The 16,724-nt window shown below is 63.0% G+C and carries 12 protein-coding genes; 6 read left to right on the forward strand and 6 right to left on the reverse strand.

What is annotated here, in order from left to right:
* Positions 1-155: 155 nt before the first annotated feature.
* On the forward strand, positions 156-4,403 hold the full coding sequence (locus PSH66_RS26610; protein ID WP_305427963.1) for a DEAD/DEAH box helicase: 4,248 nt from the start codon (positions 156-158) through the stop codon (positions 4,401-4,403).
* Between the two features lie 27 nt (positions 4,404-4,430).
* Here PSH66_RS26610 and PSH66_RS26615 read toward each other — a convergent pair whose 3' ends face one another.
* The gene (locus tag PSH66_RS26615) at positions 4,431-6,530 is read right to left on the reverse strand and encodes a mechanosensitive ion channel family protein (RefSeq protein WP_141063402.1); all 2,100 of its coding nucleotides are present in this window, start codon (positions 6,528-6,530) and stop codon (positions 4,431-4,433) included.
* 148 nt (positions 6,531-6,678) lie between these two features.
* On the opposite strand from PSH66_RS26615, the gene PSH66_RS26620 reads away from it, so the two are divergent.
* The 4 genes from PSH66_RS26620 to PSH66_RS26635 are packed head-to-tail and all read left to right on the forward strand — an operon-like array spanning position 6,679 to position 10,580.
* Positions 6,679-7,605 carry a DUF72 domain-containing protein gene (locus PSH66_RS26620; protein WP_305427964.1) on the forward strand — a complete coding sequence of 309 codons (927 nt, stop codon included), beginning with the start codon at positions 6,679-6,681 and terminating at the stop codon, positions 7,603-7,605.
* Positions 7,602-8,378 (forward strand): endonuclease/exonuclease/phosphatase family protein, encoded by a 777-nt coding sequence (locus PSH66_RS26625; protein ID WP_305427965.1) that lies wholly within the window; start codon positions 7,602-7,604, stop codon positions 8,376-8,378. The genes PSH66_RS26620 and PSH66_RS26625 overlap by 4 nt, the downstream gene beginning before the upstream one ends.
* Positions 8,375-9,637, forward strand: a complete 1,263-nt coding sequence (clsB, locus tag PSH66_RS26630) for a cardiolipin synthase ClsB (RefSeq protein WP_305427966.1) — start codon at positions 8,375-8,377, stop codon at positions 9,635-9,637. Before PSH66_RS26625 ends, clsB begins: the two co-directional genes overlap by 4 nt.
* A complete protein-coding gene (locus PSH66_RS26635; RefSeq protein WP_141063400.1) occupies positions 9,627-10,580 on the forward strand; it encodes a lysylphosphatidylglycerol synthase domain-containing protein in 954 nt (317 codons plus the stop codon). The genes clsB and PSH66_RS26635 overlap by 11 nt, the downstream gene beginning before the upstream one ends.
* Positions 10,581-10,709: 129 nt before the next feature.
* Here PSH66_RS26635 and PSH66_RS26640 read toward each other — a convergent pair whose 3' ends face one another.
* From PSH66_RS26640 to PSH66_RS26650, 3 genes are all read right to left on the reverse strand, one after another.
* Positions 10,710-11,465 (reverse strand): S9 family peptidase, encoded by a 756-nt coding sequence (locus tag PSH66_RS26640; protein WP_003176379.1) that lies wholly within the window; start codon positions 11,463-11,465, stop codon positions 10,710-10,712.
* Positions 11,455-12,564, reverse strand: a complete 1,110-nt coding sequence (locus tag PSH66_RS26645; RefSeq protein WP_305427967.1) for a DUF3182 family protein — start codon at positions 12,562-12,564, stop codon at positions 11,455-11,457. The genes PSH66_RS26640 and PSH66_RS26645 overlap by 11 nt, the downstream gene beginning before the upstream one ends.
* Before the next feature lie 171 nt (positions 12,565-12,735).
* Positions 12,736-13,695, reverse strand: a complete 960-nt coding sequence (locus tag PSH66_RS26650; protein ID WP_042945351.1) for a GlxA family transcriptional regulator — start codon at positions 13,693-13,695, stop codon at positions 12,736-12,738.
* 96 nt (positions 13,696-13,791) lie between these two features.
* On the opposite strand from PSH66_RS26650, the gene PSH66_RS26655 reads away from it, so the two are divergent.
* On the forward strand, positions 13,792-14,352 hold the full coding sequence (locus PSH66_RS26655) for a cysteine hydrolase family protein (protein ID WP_141063398.1): 561 nt from the start codon (positions 13,792-13,794) through the stop codon (positions 14,350-14,352).
* A 12-nt stretch (positions 14,353-14,364) separates the two neighbouring features.
* On the opposite strand, the gene tam is transcribed toward PSH66_RS26655, so the two are convergent.
* Both tam and PSH66_RS26665 read right to left on the reverse strand, forming a co-directional pair.
* Positions 14,365-15,126, reverse strand: a complete 762-nt coding sequence (tam, locus tag PSH66_RS26660) for a trans-aconitate 2-methyltransferase (RefSeq protein WP_141063397.1) — start codon at positions 15,124-15,126, stop codon at positions 14,365-14,367.
* A 43-nt stretch (positions 15,127-15,169) separates the two neighbouring features.
* Positions 15,170-16,624, reverse strand: coding sequence for a PLP-dependent aminotransferase family protein (locus PSH66_RS26665; RefSeq protein WP_305427968.1), 1,455 nt, complete (start codon positions 16,622-16,624; stop codon positions 15,170-15,172).
* Positions 16,625-16,724 lie beyond the last annotated feature (100 nt).

The following is a 16,724-nucleotide window of genomic DNA, read 5'->3' on the forward strand; positions in this document are numbered from 1 at the left end:
CCCGGTCTGTTTGGAACGATGGTTATTATCGACAGGCGTGTGAGCCTTGCCGCAGGTAGTTGCCAGAATCGTTGCATTTTGCGGGTTTGTAGCGCAACCGTCACGGATAAAGTGCGGGGTTGCAACTTGTCGGAACCGGTGGCATCAATCACTGCATGAGCCTTCCTGAATCGACCGATACGGTGTTGGACGACTTTCACCCCGCCGTCAGCGCCTGGTTTCGCAGCACCTTCCCTTCGGTGACCCACGCCCAGGCGCAGGCGTGGCCGTTGATCCGCCAGCGCCGCTCGACCCTGATCGCCGCGCCGACCGGGTCGGGCAAGACGCTGACAGCCTTCCTCGCGGTGCTGGATGACCTGGTTCACCAAGGCTTGGCCAACGGCGGGCAACTGCCGGACGAAACCCTGGTGGTGTACGTGTCGCCGCTCAAGGCGCTGTCCAACGACATTCAGATCAACCTGCAGAACCCGCTGGCCGGCATTACCGAACAGTTACATGCCCAGGGCCTGCCCCCGGTGGCGATCCGCACCGCCGTGCGTACCGGCGACACCCCGCAAAAAGACCGTGCGCAGATGCGCAAGCGTGCGCCGCACATTCTGGTGACCACGCCCGAATCGCTCTACGTGCTGCTCGGTTCCGACTCCGGTCGACAGATGCTTGCCAGCACGCGCACGGTGATCGTCGATGAGATCCACGCCATCGCCGCCAGCAAGCGCGGCAGCCACCTGGCCCTGAGCCTGGAGCGCCTGCAAGGGTTATGCGCCGCGCCGCTGACCCGCATCGGGCTGTCGGCCACGCAAAAACCCATCGACGCGGTCTCACGGTTTTTAGTCGGCACCGACCGCACCTGCGCCATCGTCGACATCGGCCACGCCCGCCCGCGCGACCTGGCGATCGAAGTGCCGCCCGTGCCGCTCTCGGCGGTGATGGCCAACGATGTCTGGGAATTGGTCTACGACCGCCTCGCCACACTGGCCCGCGAGCACCGCACCACGCTGATTTTCGTCAACACCCGGCGCCTGGCCGAGCGCCTGGCGCGGCATTTGAGCGAGCGCCTGGGCAAAACCGCAGTGGCCGCCCACCACGGCAGCCTGGCCAAGGAACTGCGCCTGGACGCCGAACAGCGCCTCAAGGCCGGTGAGCTGCAAGTGCTGATCGCCACCGCGTCGCTTGAGCTGGGGATTGATATCGGCGATGTCGACCTGGTGTGCCAGATCGGCTCTCCCGGTTCCATCAACGGGTTCCTGCAAAGGGTCGGCCGCTCCGGGCATCAGGTCGGCGGCACGCCCAAGGGACGCCTGTTCGCCACCACCCGCGACGACCTGATCGAATGCGCCGCCCTGCTCGATTGCGTGCGCCGGGGTGAACTGGACACCTTGCGCATCCCCGTCGCGCCGCTGGATGTACTGGCCCAACAGATCATCGCCGAAGTCAGCGCACAGGAATGGTCGGAGCAGGCCCTGCTCGCGCTGATCCGTCGTGCCTCGCCCTATGCCGTACTGGATGAACGCCATTACCAGGCGCTGTTGCAGATGCTCAGCGAAGGCTACAACGGTCGCCAGGGCATCCGCAGCGCCTACCTGCACCGCGACGCCCTCAGCCGCACATTGCGCGGCCGGCGTGGCGCGAGGCTCACGGCCGTAACCAGCGGCGGCACCATCCCGGACAATGCCGACTACAGCGTGTTGCTCGAACCCCAGGGCCTGAATATCGGCAGCGTCAACGAAGACTTTGCGGTGGAAAGTATCGCCGGGGATATCTTCCAGCTCGGTAATACGTCCTACCGGATCTTGCGGGTAGACACCGGCAAGGTACGGGTCGAAGACGCCCAGGGCCAGCCGCCGAGCATTCCGTTCTGGCTGGGCGAAGCACCCGGGCGCAGTCACCAATTGTCGATGGCCGTGGCGCGCTTGCAGGGCCAGATGGATGCCTTGCTCGGCATCACGCCGGGCGACTTGCAACCCGCGCAAGGCTGGCTCACCGACACCCTCGGCTTGAACCGCGCCAGCACCGAGCAGATCCTCGATTACCTGGCCCGCACACGCCTGGCTCTCAGCGCCTTGCCGTCCCAGGACACGTTGATCATGGAGCGGTTTTTCGATGAATCCGGCGGCACACAATTAATCATCCACACGCCCTTCGGCAGCCGCCTCAACCGCGCCTGGGGCCTGGCCCTGCGCAAGCGCTTTTGCCGCACCTTCAATTTCGAATTGCAGGCGGCGGCCAGCGAAAATGCGATCGTGCTGTCGTTGTCCACCAGCCACAGCTTCGCGCTGGATGACGTGTGGCGCTATCTCAACAGCAACAGCGCCGAGCACTTGCTGATCCAGGCCGTGCTGGACGCGCCGCTGTTCGGCGTGCGCTGGCGCTGGAACGCCGGCGTGGCCCTGGCATTGCCGCGCTACACCGGCGGGCGCAAGGTGGCGCCGCAGATCCAGCGCATGAAAAGCGAAGACCTGATCGCCAGCGTGTTCCCCGACCAGATCGCCTGCCTGGAAAACCTCGCCGGCGAACGCGAAGTGCCGGAACACCCATTGGTGGAACAGACCCTCGACGACTGCCTGCACGACGCCATGGACAGCGATGCCTGGCTGGCCCTGCTGCGGCGCATGGAGCGTGGCGAGGTGCGCCTGGTCAGCCGCGACCTGCCGGCGCCCTCGCCCATGGCCGCAGAAATTCTCAGCGCGCGGCCCTATACCTTTCTCGACGACGCACCGCTGGAAGAACGCCGCACCCAGGCCGTGCTCAACCGGCGCTGGAGCGACCCGCAGAGCACCGATGACCTGGGCGCACTGGATGCCGACGCCATCGCCGGCGTGCGCGAAGAGGCATGGCCGGCGCCCCATGGCGTGGATGAAATGCACGAGGCGTTGATGAGCCTGGCGTGCATTGCCGCCGCTGAAGTCACGCCGCAGTGGGCGCAATGGCTGCGCGCCCTGGCCAAGAGTGGTCGCGCTCATTCGTTGCCCAACGGCCTGTGGGTGGCGGCCGAGCGCTTGAGTTGTGTCCAGGCGATTTACCCGAATGACTTACCACTGCTGCCCGGTTTCGACGAGCCCTGGACCTATGATCAAGCGCTGCTGGAAGTGGTGCGCGCACGCCTGGGCGGTTTTGGCCCGCTGAGCCTGATCGAGATCGCCGCGCCCCTGGGTCTGCCGGTGGCCGATATCACTCAGGCACTGGCCCGGCTGGAACAGGAAGGCTACGTGTTGCGCGGCCGCTTCAGCCCCGGCGCCACCGAGGAGCAATGGTGCGAACGGCATTTGCTGGCGCGCATTCATCGCTACACGGTCAAGCGCCTGCGACGGGAAATCGAGCCGGTGGCGCTGCAGGATTTCATGCGTTTTCTGTTCGATTGGCAGCACCTGTCCGATGGCACCCGTGGCCAGGGCAGCGCCGTATTGCCGCAGATCGTCGCTCAGCTCGAAGGCTATGCCGCCGCCACCTCGGCCTGGGACAGCGACTTGCTCAGCGCACGGCTCAAGGATTATTCACCCACCTGGCTGGACGACCTGTGCCGCAGCGGCAAGCTGGTGTGGACGCGCCTGAGCCACAAGAGCAGCGCCATGGCCCTGCGCAGCACGCCGGTGGTGTTGCTGCCGCGCAGCCAGGTTTCGTTGTGGAGCGGGCTGACCGAACTCACCGACAGCACCACCCTGTCGCCCAAGGCCCAAAAAGTCCATCTGGCCCTGCGCGAACATGGCGCGCTGTTTTTCGATGAGCTGGTGCACGAGGCCCACTTGCTGCGCAGCGAACTGGAGAGCGCCTTGCAAGAGTTGGTGGGCGCCGGCCTGGTGAATGCCGACAGCTTCGCCGGGCTGCGCGCCCTGACCACGCCCGCCAGCAAACGCCAGGCGCGCAGCAGTCGGCGTGGGCGTGGGGCGTTTATCGGCGGTATGGACGATGCCGGACGCTGGGCCTTGGTACGACGCGCGCCCGCGGCTGCCGGCCCGCATTCGACCGAGACGCTGGAACATATCGCAATGACCCTGCTGCGCCGCTATGGCGTGGTGTTCTGGCGCCTGCTGGAGCGCGAGGCGGATTGGCTGCCGAGCTGGCGCGAATTGCTGCGCACGTTTCACCGGCTGGAAGCGCGGGGGCAGATTCGCGGCGGGCGATTTGTCAGCGGCCTGGCGGGGGAACAGTTTGCGTTGCCGGAAGCGATCCCGTTACTGCGCGAAGTGCGGCGCCGGCCCCATGACGGTAGTTTGATTGCGGTGTGTGGGGCCGATCCGCTGAATCTGGTCGGAACGCTTTTACCGGGAACCAAAGTGCCGGCGGTGAGTGGCAATCGGGTTGTGTACCGGGATGGGTTGCCGGCCGCCGTGATGGTTGGGGGTAAGCAGCAGATTTTGCTGGAAATGGAACAGCAGGCTATTCAGGAGAAGTTGCTCAGGCGGTGAGCTGCGATGAGGCCAGAACAACCAACCTCATTCTTGAAGCCTGGGCTGCTCGGTCAGCGCCACCGAGGCGGGCATCTCCTCATTCACCTGCGCCATCCGCTTGGGTAACACCACCTGCTGTGGATAAGTTTGCGCGAAATGCACCTCATCGCAGTTATCCACAAGCTTTTTCAGCCGCTGGTTAAACGCGCGACTCACGGCATATTGCCCACCCGACACGGTGCGGAACTGCGCCGTGAGCACCACGCCATTGAGGTCCATCTTGTCGACGCCAAACACCTCCAGCGGCCCTTGCAGGTTGTACTTGAGGAACACATCGTCGCGAATCGCCTGCCCCGCCTCGCGGATCAGCTCCACGGCCTTGTCCACGTCGGTGTCGTAGGTGAACTGCACCGAGAAGAACGCATAGGCAAACTGGCGCGACTGGTTGGTAACGGCCTTGATCTGTCCGAACGGCACCGAGTGCACAAAGCCCTTGCCGTCGCGCAGGCGCAGGGTACGAATGGTCAAGCCCTCGACGGTGCCGGCGTGGCCGGAGTCGAGCACCACCCAGTCGCCGATCGACAGGGTGTCTTCGATGATGATGAACAACCCGGTGATCACATCCTGCACCAGTTGCTGGGAACCAAAACCAATGGCCAGCCCGACCACCCCGGCACCTGCCAGCAGGGGCGCAACGTTGATGCCCAGGTTGGCCATGGTGGTGATCGCACAGATCACCACCAGGATGATCTTCACCGCGTTGCGCAGCAGCGGCAGGATGGTTTTGACCCGCGTGCTCGGCTGGCGGCTGGAGCGTTTATTCACCGGCGGTTTCAGTGCTTCCTGGATCGCCGTGTCGAGCACCACCCAGAACAGCCAGGTCATCAGCAGGATCAGGCCGATACTGCTCAGGGAGTTGCTGATGGCGCGGCCTATGGCGTTGCGTTCAGCGAACTCAAACAACGACACGCCCCAGATACGCCCAAGGATTTCGATAAAGGCCACGGCCATGACGATGCGCAATACCGCGTGCAGCAGGCTCAGAAAGCGCTCCTTGTAGGCGCTGCTGCGCTGGATCGCCACCTGGCTGCGGGACTTGAACAGGTGTTGCAGCACCGTGCTGAGAAACACCGTGCCGATCAGCAAAATCGTGGTGAACAGCGCACAGCGCAAGGCCTTCTGATTATCGTCGCCGGCGCCGATCAGGTTGATCGCCGAGACCAGCACCATCAACAGGATCGGCCAATACCAGAGCCCGGAGAAGATCCGCAGCGATTGCTGCAACGCCGGATGTTTGAGGCGTTGGGCCAATGGCCGGTTGCGGATCAAATGCGCCACAGGTCGACGCAGGCGCACCACGAGCACGCCGAAAATCACCGTTGCGAACAGCGCGGTAAACACCGCGATGCTGCTGGTGATATTGCCGCCCAACTGACGGGCAATCTGCGGGCTGGTCAGCGCATCACTGAGGGCGGCGAGAAAGCCGATGAGGAACAGCGGCTTGGGGCAGTAGTCGCGAATACTCCGCACCGCAGTGCGCTTGTGACCGACGTTGAACATGACAATCACGCACAACAGCATGGAGGTGGAGAAAATACCGCTGCTGGTGGCGTAGGCAAAACACAGCGCCAGCGCACGGCCGATGGAGGTGTCTAGAAAATGGCTGACGTAGAGGGTCAGCGGCAGGCAGATCACGGCCGGGATCGTATAGGGCAAGCCATAGCCCAGCACCGCCAGCAGGCGCTCGCGCCGCTCGAAAAAGCTGCGCTGGCCCAGCCGATGCACGATAAATCGCCCCAGCAGCGTCAACAGCGTGAAGGCGCCGACCCACACCCCGGACAGCAACAGGAAGTCACCGGCCACGCTCCACGGTGAGCGCGCAGCGGTCTGGTCCACCAGGCGTCCGACTTCATTCGCGGCCCGGTCGGCGCGCAGACGCCATTCATCGATGACGTTCTGGTTCAGATCCAGCTTCTGCTGCACGTCGTCGATGCTGGAGCTGATGGCCCCGAGCAAGCCGCCTTCCACCAACAATTCCGGCTTGGCCGGTGCTTCGGGCTCAGGCGCGGTTGCCGCGGCCTGCAATGCGCCGCTGCCGCAGAACAACAGCGCGCCAAGCAGTAATGCAGTCTTGAGATTCAACAAAACACCGAGCTCCTTCAGAAGGGTCTGTAAGGAACTGACGAGTTTGCGCCATGATCGTTCCCGAGAATATGCCGCCTGTAGGAACAGCGAAACTTTCACACAAATCTCGCAGTCATCCCACAACGACCCTCTTCCCACGGGAGCAACCATGGCGGCGATTCACATCGGCATTTCCGGCTGGCGCTACACGCCCTGGCGCGGGGACTTCTACCCCGAAGGGCTGACCCAGAAACGCGAGTTGCAGTTTGCGTCACGGGCCGTCAACAGCATCGAAATCAATGGCTCGTTCTATGCGCTGCAAACGCCCAAGCGCTACGCCGAGTGGTATGCCGACACGCCTGAAGGGTTCATGTTCAGCGTCAAGGCGCCGCGCTACATCACGCATATCCTGCGGCTGAACGACGTGCATGCGCCGTTGGCGAATTTCTTCGCCTCAGGCGTATTGGCGTTGAAAGACAAGCTCGGGCCGATCCTCTGGCAGTTCCCGCCCAGCTTCAAGTTCGACCCGCCGCTGTTCGAGGCTTTCCTCAGGCAATTGCCCACCGACACGCAACAGGCCGCCGCCCTCGCCCGCCAGCACGAGCCGCGCCTGAACGGCAAGGCAAGCCTGCAGGCCCACGGCAAGCGCGCGTTGCGCCATGCGGTTGAGATCCGCCACACGAGTTTTGCCGTGCCGGAATTTGTGCAGTTGCTCGATAAGTACGGCGTCGCCCTGGTGGTCGCGGACACCGCCGGCAAGTGGCCCTATCTCGAAGATGTCACCGCCGACTTCGTTTACCTGCGCCTGCACGGTGACAAACAGTTGTACGCCAGCGGCTACACCGACGCAGCACTCCAGCGCTGGGGAGATCGCATCGACTGCTGGCGCCACGGCAAACAGCCCGCGGACGCCCACCTGGCCGACCCGCAGCGCAAGCCCCGCGCACGCAAGCAACGCGATGTGTTCTGCTTTTTCGACAACGACATCAAGGTGCGGGCGCCCTTCGATGCCCGCCACTTGCTACAACGTTTCGAGCTGGATAAACACCTCGCCACGGCGCCTGGAAAATTGCCTGAGCCGGGGGTATTGCCATGACGCAGCCGGAACTGATCCCCGTCGCACCGACCGCCGCCATCACGCGCTTCACGGTATTGACGGTGAATATCCACAAGGGCTTCACCGCCCTCAATCGACGCTTCATCCTGCCCGAACTGCGTGAAGCGGTGCGCAGCGTGGGCGCCGATATCGTGTTCCTGCAGGAAATCCACGGCACCCACGAACGCCATCCGCAGCGCTACAGCGATTGGCCGAACATGCCGCAGTACGAGTTCCTCGCCGACAGCATCTGGCCGCAGTTCGCGTACGGGCGCAATGCGGTCTATCCCCACGGCGACCATGGCAATGCGCTGTTGTCGAAATTCCAGATCGTGAGCTACGACAACCTCGACATCTCCCAGAGCGGCCACGAGAACCGTGGCCTGTTGCACTGCGTGTTGCGCCTGCCGGGCACCGGGCAGGAGGTGCATGCAATCTGTATGCACCTGGGCCTGCGCGAGGTGCACCGCCAGCAGCAACTGCGCCTGCTGGAACAGCGCATCAGGGAGATCCCCGCCGACGCCCCGCTGGTGGTGGCCGGCGATTTCAATGACTGGTGCCAGCGCGCCGACCTTAGCCAGAGCGGCCTTACGGAAGTGTTCGTGCACGCCCACGGCAAACTCGCGCGCACCTTCCCGGCACGCCTGCCGTTGCTGGCGCTGGACCGCATTTATGTGCGCAACCTGAAGGTGCATCACCCACGGGTACTGAATACACGCCCGTGGTCACACCTGTCCGACCATGTGCCACTGTCGGTGGAGGTTGAACTATGAACGTCGCCGTCGAGCACATTTCCACCGACCAGCCGCCGGATGACAGCAAGGCCCGCGATCTGGACTACGGTTGGCAAACCGGCAACCAGGTCGAGTTGCTGGAGAATGGCGAGGCGTATTTCCCTCGGGTGTTCGATGCCATGCGCAAGGCCCAGCGCGAGATCCTGCTGGAGACCTTCATTCTCTTCGAAGACAAGGTGGGCCATGAACTGCAAGGCATTCTGATCGAGGCCGCGCAGCGTGGCGTCAAGGTGGTGGCGAGCCTTGACGGTTTTGGCTGCGGCGAACTGAGTGCGCCATTTTTAAAGGCGTTGGCCGATGCCGGCGTGATGGTGCAACTGTTCGACCCTGCCGCCAAGACCCTGGGCATTCGCACCAACTGGTTTCGTCGCCTGCACCGCAAGATCGTGGTGGTGGATGGCACGGTGGGGTTTATCGGCGGGATCAATTTTTCGGCCGATCACCTGGGAGATTTCGGCCCCGAAGCCAAACAGGATTACGCCGTGCAGGTGACCGGCCCGGCAGTGGCCGACCTGCATCATTTTGCCCTCGCCCAAAGCGGTCGCCAGGTGCGTGCGCGACGCGGCTGGCGGCGACGTCAGCAACGACCTTCGCCATGGCCGACCGACAAGGGCGACGGTCTGGTACGCCTGATTTACCGCGACAACCTGCAACACCGCAACGACATCGAAGAGGCCTATATCCATGCGTTGAGCAAAGCGCAAGAACGCGCGGTAATCGCCAACGCCTACTTCTTCCCCGGTTACCGCCTGCTGCGCGAGATTCGCAATGCGGCGCGGCGCGGCGTGAACGTGCAGTTGATCATGCAAGGCCAACCCGACGTGCTGCTGGCCAAGCTCGCGGCGCGCATGCTCTACGACTATTTGCTCAAGGATGGCGTGGTGATCCACGAATATTGCCAGCGCCCGCTGCACGGCAAAGTGGCGTTGGTGGATGACGACTGGGCCACCGTGGGTTCGAGCAACCTGGACCCGTTGAGCCTGGCGCTGAACCTGGAAGCCAATGTGCTGATCCGCGACCGTGGTTTCAATCAGTGCCTGTACGAGCGGTTGCAAGCCCTCGCCAAAAATCACTGCCAGACCATGCCGGAAAACCGCAAGCCGCGCCTGTGGTTATGGCGGCTGACCGTGGGTTTCCTGGTGTTTCATGTGATGCGCCACTTTCCTGCGCTGACCGGTTGGCTGCCGGCGCACAAACCGCGATTGAAACCTTTTGAGAGCCACGCCCATGACGTCTGAAACCGGCGGTTCGCGTTTCAAGCGCTGGAAGAAACCGCTGACCATCGCCTTCTTCCTGTTGCTGATCGTACTCTTCACGATGCTCGCGCGCCGTATCGACTGGAGCGAGGTGTTCCAGACCCTGGGCGACTTCAAGCTGCGCACGCTGCTGATCGCCAGCGCGTTGACCCTGTGCAGCTTCATCGTTTACGCCTGCTTCGACCTGATCGGCCGCACCTACATTCGCCAAGACCTGCGCTGGAAGCAGATCCTGCCGGTGGGGATCATCAGCTACGCGTTCAACCTCAACCTCAGTGCCTGGGTGGGCGGGATCGCCATGCGCTACCGGCTGTATTCACGACTGGGGGTGAGCACGAGCAATATCGCGAAAATCCTCGGCCTGAGCCTGGCCACCAACTGGTTCGGCTACATGGCGTTGGCCGGCGCGGTGTTCAGCAGCGGGTTGGTGAGCATGCCGCCGGGCTGGAAACTCAGCAGCGGCGCGCTGCAAGGCGTCGGCGTGTTGTTGGTGCTGGTGAGCCTGGGTTACCTGGCGGCGTGCCGGTTTTCGAAGAAACGCGCCTGGTCGATTCGGGGCATTGAAATCAACCTGCCGTCGTTGCGCATGGCGTGCTTGCAGTTGGTCCTGGGCGCGTTGAACTGGTCGCTGATGGCGGCGGTAATTTTTACCTTGCTGCCGGCCAAGCTGGATTATCCGCTGGTGCTGGGCGTGTTGCTGATCAGCGCTATCGCCGGTGTGGTGACACACATACCGGCCGGGCTTGGGGTGCTGGAAGCGGTGTTTATCGGGCTGTTGCAACACGAGGCGTCGCGCGGCAGTTTGCTGGCGGGGTTGATCGCGTATCGGGCGATTTACTTTATTTGTCCGCTGCTGATTACGTTGGTGATGTATCTGGGCGTGGAGGCCAAGGCCAAGGCGTTGCGGGTGAAGAAGACGGCCTGACAGGACTGTTGTGATTGATACATCGCCATCGGGGGCAAGTCGAATCGTCGCACCGCCCCTTCCCACATTTGAGCGCGGGGCATCGGGTAAATGCCTCTCAGCTGTCAGACCGCCACGGGCGCGGGTGATTTATCGGGACTGGATGATGCTCAACCGCTCCCCCACCACCATCTCGGTAATCCAGTCCACCAGGATCGAGGTGTAGGCCTGCTGGGAGACTGGATCGCTAAGGGAATGGTCGGCGCCGTCGATGATGCGGTGGGTCAGGGAATGGGTCTGCTGACAGGCCGCGCGGTAGCTCATGATGGTGGCGTGGGGCACATGATCGTCGGTTTCAGATTCGACGATCAGCACGTCTCCGGTAAACGCCGAACACGCGTGCAGCGCCCGATTGGTGTCGGCCTGTACCAGCGTGCTGCGGTAATCCATCAGGTCCATCTTGTCCAGGTCACGCTTGGGCTTGGTCCACTCCTGGTCGCGATACAGCGCCGGTACCCGCAGCGCCAGCCAACGCACCGGGCGCAATGACGTGAGGATCGCCGCCAGGTAACCGCCATAGCTGGTGCCCACCACCGCGACCGCCGAGGTATCGATGGCGGGATGGGACAGCAGCCGGTCGTAAGCCGCCATCAGGTCGCGCAGGTTGTCTTCGCGGGTAACGCGTGACAAGGGAATACCGGTGCCGGCATGCCCGCGCAGGTCGAAGGTCAGGCACACACAGCCGAGGCCTGCGATGCCCTTGGCCCGCTCCAGGTCACGTTCCTGGCTGCCGCCCCAGCCGTGCACGAATAACACGCCCGGCACTTTGGATTTGGGACTCAGGAACGTCCCGCTCATCTGTTCGTCGTCGATATCGATCGCAATGCTTTCGCTTCTAGCCGTCATAAGGGTTAACCGTTACATACTTGAGAAGAAAGTCGCTGTGGTCCGCAGGGCCGCGGTACACCTCGATGGCATCGGCCGGCAGCGCTTGCTCCTGGTAGGTTTCTACCGAGGACACCCGTATCGCCTTGAGCCCCGGATCGTTGATGAAGCACTGCAGCGCTGCGACTTCCGCGCTGCTGGCCCCGCCCATGCGCCAGGATTGTTCGAGCACGCCGCTGCGGCGTTGGCCATCACTGTCCAGGCCGTGGGCGATGTCGTAGTTGCGCCGCGAGGCGTAGAAGCCAGGGTAGGCTTCGTCGGCGGCTGCGTCGAAGACCTGGGCTTGCTCGATAGCCAGACGCACGTCGTCAGGCAGGTCGAGCGTGAGCAAGTCCTCGTAATACCCCGGCACCACCAGCAGGTTGGACCCGCCGTAGACGTCCTCACCCTGCCCGTCCTTTGTCAGGTATTGCTCGCCGCAATAACTGAACACGTGCTCGCCGATAAAACTCTGGCCCACACTATGGGTGACCACATCGCGCAGGTCTTGTTCCAGCACCACGCCCGCATTGAACAGCGTCGCCGCATCGGGCCGCGCCAATAGCGCTTCGAACGCGTCGAGGCTGTGGATAACTTCCTGGCCTCGCCCGGCGCAGGCGTGTACCGGCTTTAGCCGGATGGGTCCGCTGTAGAGCAGGCGTGTGGCCGCTGGTCGCGCGTCTTCCAGTGCGAATACGCTGAGGCCATCGAGCACCACGTTGCGCACGCGCTCGCAGAACAGCGGCGACCAGCCTTCGGGCGCCCTGGCTTCAGGGCCCAGCAGACCGTGGCTGATGGCTTTGGTGCAGATGAAATCGTGATCGACATAACCGCCCCACAAGTCTTCGGGGCCCCTGACGTTGAGTGCAAGCGCCTGGGCCGGACCCACCAGGGTCTGCGTGGGCAGCACGTAGAGTTCACGGCCTGCGTGGTGTTGCGGATCGTAGCGACCGCCGAATTCAAGCCCCAGGACCTGCGCCAGCCAGCGCGCCAAGGCTCGGTTGGTGTCGACTTCGTGCTGGGGCGCCTCTGCTCGAGTGGAGTGAGCGACGACCAGCTTTTGAGGATGAATCGGGGTCATGCGTCCCCCTTGGCCATGCTTCCATGTGTGTAGCAGGAGCGTTGCAGAGATCAGGCCAAATGCGCTGTGCGCAGGAGTGGTTTGAAATCAGCCGGTTGGCACAAACCCGATGGCAGTTGGCCTGTTTTATTCTGCACGACGCCGCCACGGGAAGACGGCGTTCTGCACGATTCACACGCCAAACCGATGACGGTAATCACTGGGGGCCAGGCCGGTGATTTTCTTGAACGTGGCGCGAAAGGCGCTGGGGTCCTGGTAGCCGACGGTCCAGGCGATATGGTCAATGGTGCCGTTGGTGAACTCCAGCATCTGCCGTGCCTTGCCCACGCGCAGGTGCTGGCAGTATTCGGTGGGTTTCAAGCCGGTGGCGCTGCGAAAACGCCGCAGGAAGGTGCGCTCCTCCAGGCCCGCTTGCTGCGCCATGGCGGCGATGGACACATCCACCGCGCCGCTGGCTTGCAAGCCATGCTGAACCTTGAGGATGGCGGCGTCGCCATGGCTGAGGATGGGTGCGAAGTTACTGCCGCACTGGCTGGCGCTGTCGCTGTGTTCGATGACCAAAAAGCGCGCGGTGTCCGCCGCAATGCTCGGCCCCATCAACCGGTCCACCAGGCGCAGGCCCAGTTCGGACCAGGCCATCAGCCCGGCGGTGGTGATCAAGTCACCGTCATCGACAATAGGCTTGTCCGCCTCCAGGCGCACGGCCGGAAAGCGCGCGGCAAAAGACTCGGCGGACGACCAGTGGGTCGTCGCGCTACGACCGTCCAGCAGGCCACTGCGCGCCAGCATGATCGACCCGATGCACACGCCACCCAGTACCGTGCCCTGTGCGTGCTGCCGGCGTAGCCATTCCAGCAATGCCGGGGGCGTCTGTTGCTCGCTGAACTCACCAATCGACGGCGGCACCAGCACGGCCATCAGCGGTTGATCGAGACCTGGGTGGCTATCGAATACGCGGGTCGGTTGGCCATCGTCCTGAACCTGCCAATGGCTGATGCGCAGCAACGGCAATTGCGCCGACTGGTGCTCGGCGGCGATGCGGTTGGCGACCCCGAACAGGTCGGTCAAGCCGTGCACCGCCGCCAGTTGCGCGCCTTGGTAGATCAACACGCCCAATTCCACAACAGCCATTGTCAGTTTTCCCCCTGTTATTGTCGGTGCAGCCAATGCCCGGCGTCGACGCCAGCTAAGATACTGGGCCCATCCCCCCATCACGAGGCACTCACCATGGCCAAGCAAGCGCTCATCCTAATCGATATCCAGAACGACTACTTCCCCGCAGGCAAGTGGCCGCTTGACGGCGTGCAGGCGGCGGCGGACAAGGCCGCCCAGGTGCTGCAGGCGTTCCGCACAGCCGGGGACGCGGTGATTCATGTGCGCCATGAATTTACCTCCGAGGACGCACCCTTCTTCACACCAAACTCCGAGGGCGCCCATTTGCACCCGACCGTGCTGAACGAAGGCAACGAGCCGGTGGTACTTAAACATTTTGTGAATGCGTTTCGCGAAACCAACCTGCGCGCCCTGCTGGAGCAACGCAGCATCACCGAACTGGTGGTGGTCGGCAGCATGAGCCATATGTGCATCGATGCCGTGGTGCGGGCGGCGACGGACCTGGGCTACAGCGTCACGGTGATCCATGATGCGTGCGCCACGCGGGACCTGGAATTCAATGGGCAAGTGATTCCGGCGGCACAGGTGCATGCCGCTTACATGGCGTCACTGGCGTTCGGGTACGCGAGTGTGGTGTCGGCCGATGAGTATGTGCAGGCTCAGGCAGCCGTATGACCGCTACCGGCGTTAGCGGGTCGCGATGATGAACAGGCGCGGGAATGGCAGCAACACCGTGCCATCGGCCAGGGCTGGGTAGGCCTGGGTAATGCGCGCCTGATAATCCCGCAGGAACGCGGCTTTTTCACTATCGCTCAGCGGTGCGAGATAAGGCCGCAACGCCGAGGCCTTGAACCACTCCACCACTGCCGCGTGATCCGCCAAGGGGTGCAGGTAGGTGGTGCGCCATACGTCGACGCTGCTGCAGTGCGGAGTCAGCAGTTCGTAGTAGTCACTCGCGGTGTGACGCGCATTGTGTTTGACCGCGCCGATCCTGTCCGCCCACGGCCCCTCCCCCGCAACCTCACGCGCCAGCCGGTGCGCGGGTTCGTCGAGGTTGTCCGGGGTTTGCACCGCCAGCGTACCGCCGGGGTTCAATTGCCTGACCAGGTGCGGGTACAGGGTGGCGTGGTCCGCCAGCCACTGCAGGGAAGCGTTGGCCAGGATCACATCGAAGCTTTGCGCAGGAGCCCAGGCGCCGATATCCGCCAGTTCGAAGCTGAGCGTCGGCAGACGCTTGCGGGCGTCGATCAGCATGTCGTCGGAGCTGTCCAGCCCCGTGATCCGCGCCTGCGGAAAACGTTCGGCCAGAACTTCGGTGGAATTGCCAGGGCCGCAGCCCAGGTCAACAGCGGTCTGCACTTCGGTGCTTGGAATGGCCGCTACCAAGTCGCGGACGGGGCGAGTGCGTTGTTGTTCAAATAGTGTGTACTGCTTGGCGGACCAGGTCATTGCGGCTTTCCTTTAAAACGCAGCGCCTTTAAAACGCAGGGCGCTAAGGCTGGCGTTGTTGCGCGGTGAGGGTGTTGTCCGACTCCATCTGCATCAACTGGCCAACGGTCTGCCCGACCTTTTGCACGGCCATCTCGACCTTGCGGGTGGGCGGGTTGGCGAAATTCAAGCGGATGCAATTACGGTATTTTCCCGCCGCCGAGAAAATATTGCCATTGGCCACCTGCACATCCTGGGCTTCCAGCAGGCGGTTGAGGGCATAGGTGTCGAACTCCCCAGGCAATTCGACCCACAGGGTAAAGCCACCCTGGGGCTGGCTGACGCGGGTGCCGGCCGGGAAATAGCGGTTGACCCACTCACTCATCAGGTCGCTGTTGCGCTTGTACTGCTTGCGCATGCGGCGCAGGTGCAGCAGGTAGTTGCCCTTGGCGATAAATTCGGCCGCCGCCAGTTGCGGTTGGGTGACGGTGGCGCCGGAGCCGATGTATTTCATATGCAGCACCTGGGGCAGATAGCGCCCGGGAGCGATCCAGCCGACGCGCAGGCCTGGGGCCACGGTTTTGGAAAGCGAACTGCACAACACGACCCGGTTGTCCTCATCAAAGGACTTGAGCGAGCGCGGGCGTGGATAGCGGTGCGACAGGTCACCGTAGATATCGTCTTCAATGATCGGCACGTCGAAGCGCTGGGCCATGCGGATCAGCTTGAGCTTGCGCTCGTCGGGCATGATGTAGCCCATGGGGTTGTTACAGTTGGCGGTCAATTGGATCACCTTGATCGGCCACTGCTCCAGGGCCATTTCCAAGGCTTCCAGGTTGATGCCGGTCACAGGGTCGCTGGGGATTTCCAACGCCTTGAGATCGGCCGCCTTGAGGATCTGCATCATCCCGTGGTAGCTCGGCGAGGCGACCGCCACGATGTCGCCGGGCGAGCAGATCGCGCGGATTGCGGTGGACAGCGCTTCCTGGCAGCCGCTGGTGATAATCAGGTCGGCCGGGGTGAGGCGAACGCCCGAATCGATGGACAGCCGGGCGATCTGTTCGCGCAAGGCCAATACGCCCTGGATGTGGCTGTATTGCAGGCTGGTGCTGTCACTGCGCCGGCTGATACGCGCCATCGCGGTCAGCAGCGGTTTGAGGGTCGGCGCGCTGATATCCGGCATGCCGCACCCCAGTTGGACGATATCGGCGCTTTGATCGAAGCGCATCAGCTCCTGGACCATGTCCCACTGAGAGATGTCCACCGGCCGCAGGATCGGCCGGCCCATCTGCGGCAAGGGTGCCACGCGCCGGTCCGACGGCACGAAATAGCCCGACTTGGGACGCGGTATCGCCAACCCCGAACATTCCAATACACGGTAGGCCTGTTGCACGGTGGTCAGGCTGACGCCGTGCTCGTGACTGAGGGTGCGTACAGATGGCAAACGCTCGCCAGGCCCGTACAGGCCTTGCTCGATGCGGCTGCTGATGAATTCGGCGAGGTTCAGATAAAGAGTCATAAGTCTGACTGTAGCTGCTCATCTGTGGCTTAAGAAGTTACAGATAGGCATTTTTTTGAAAAATTTTCGGCCTTAAAAGCGTATCTGTATTTAAAAGATT

The organism is Pseudomonas sp. FP597, assembly GCF_030687435.1.
In the GTDB taxonomy this organism is placed as follows: Bacteria; Pseudomonadota; Gammaproteobacteria; order Pseudomonadales; family Pseudomonadaceae; genus Aquipseudomonas; species Aquipseudomonas lactucae.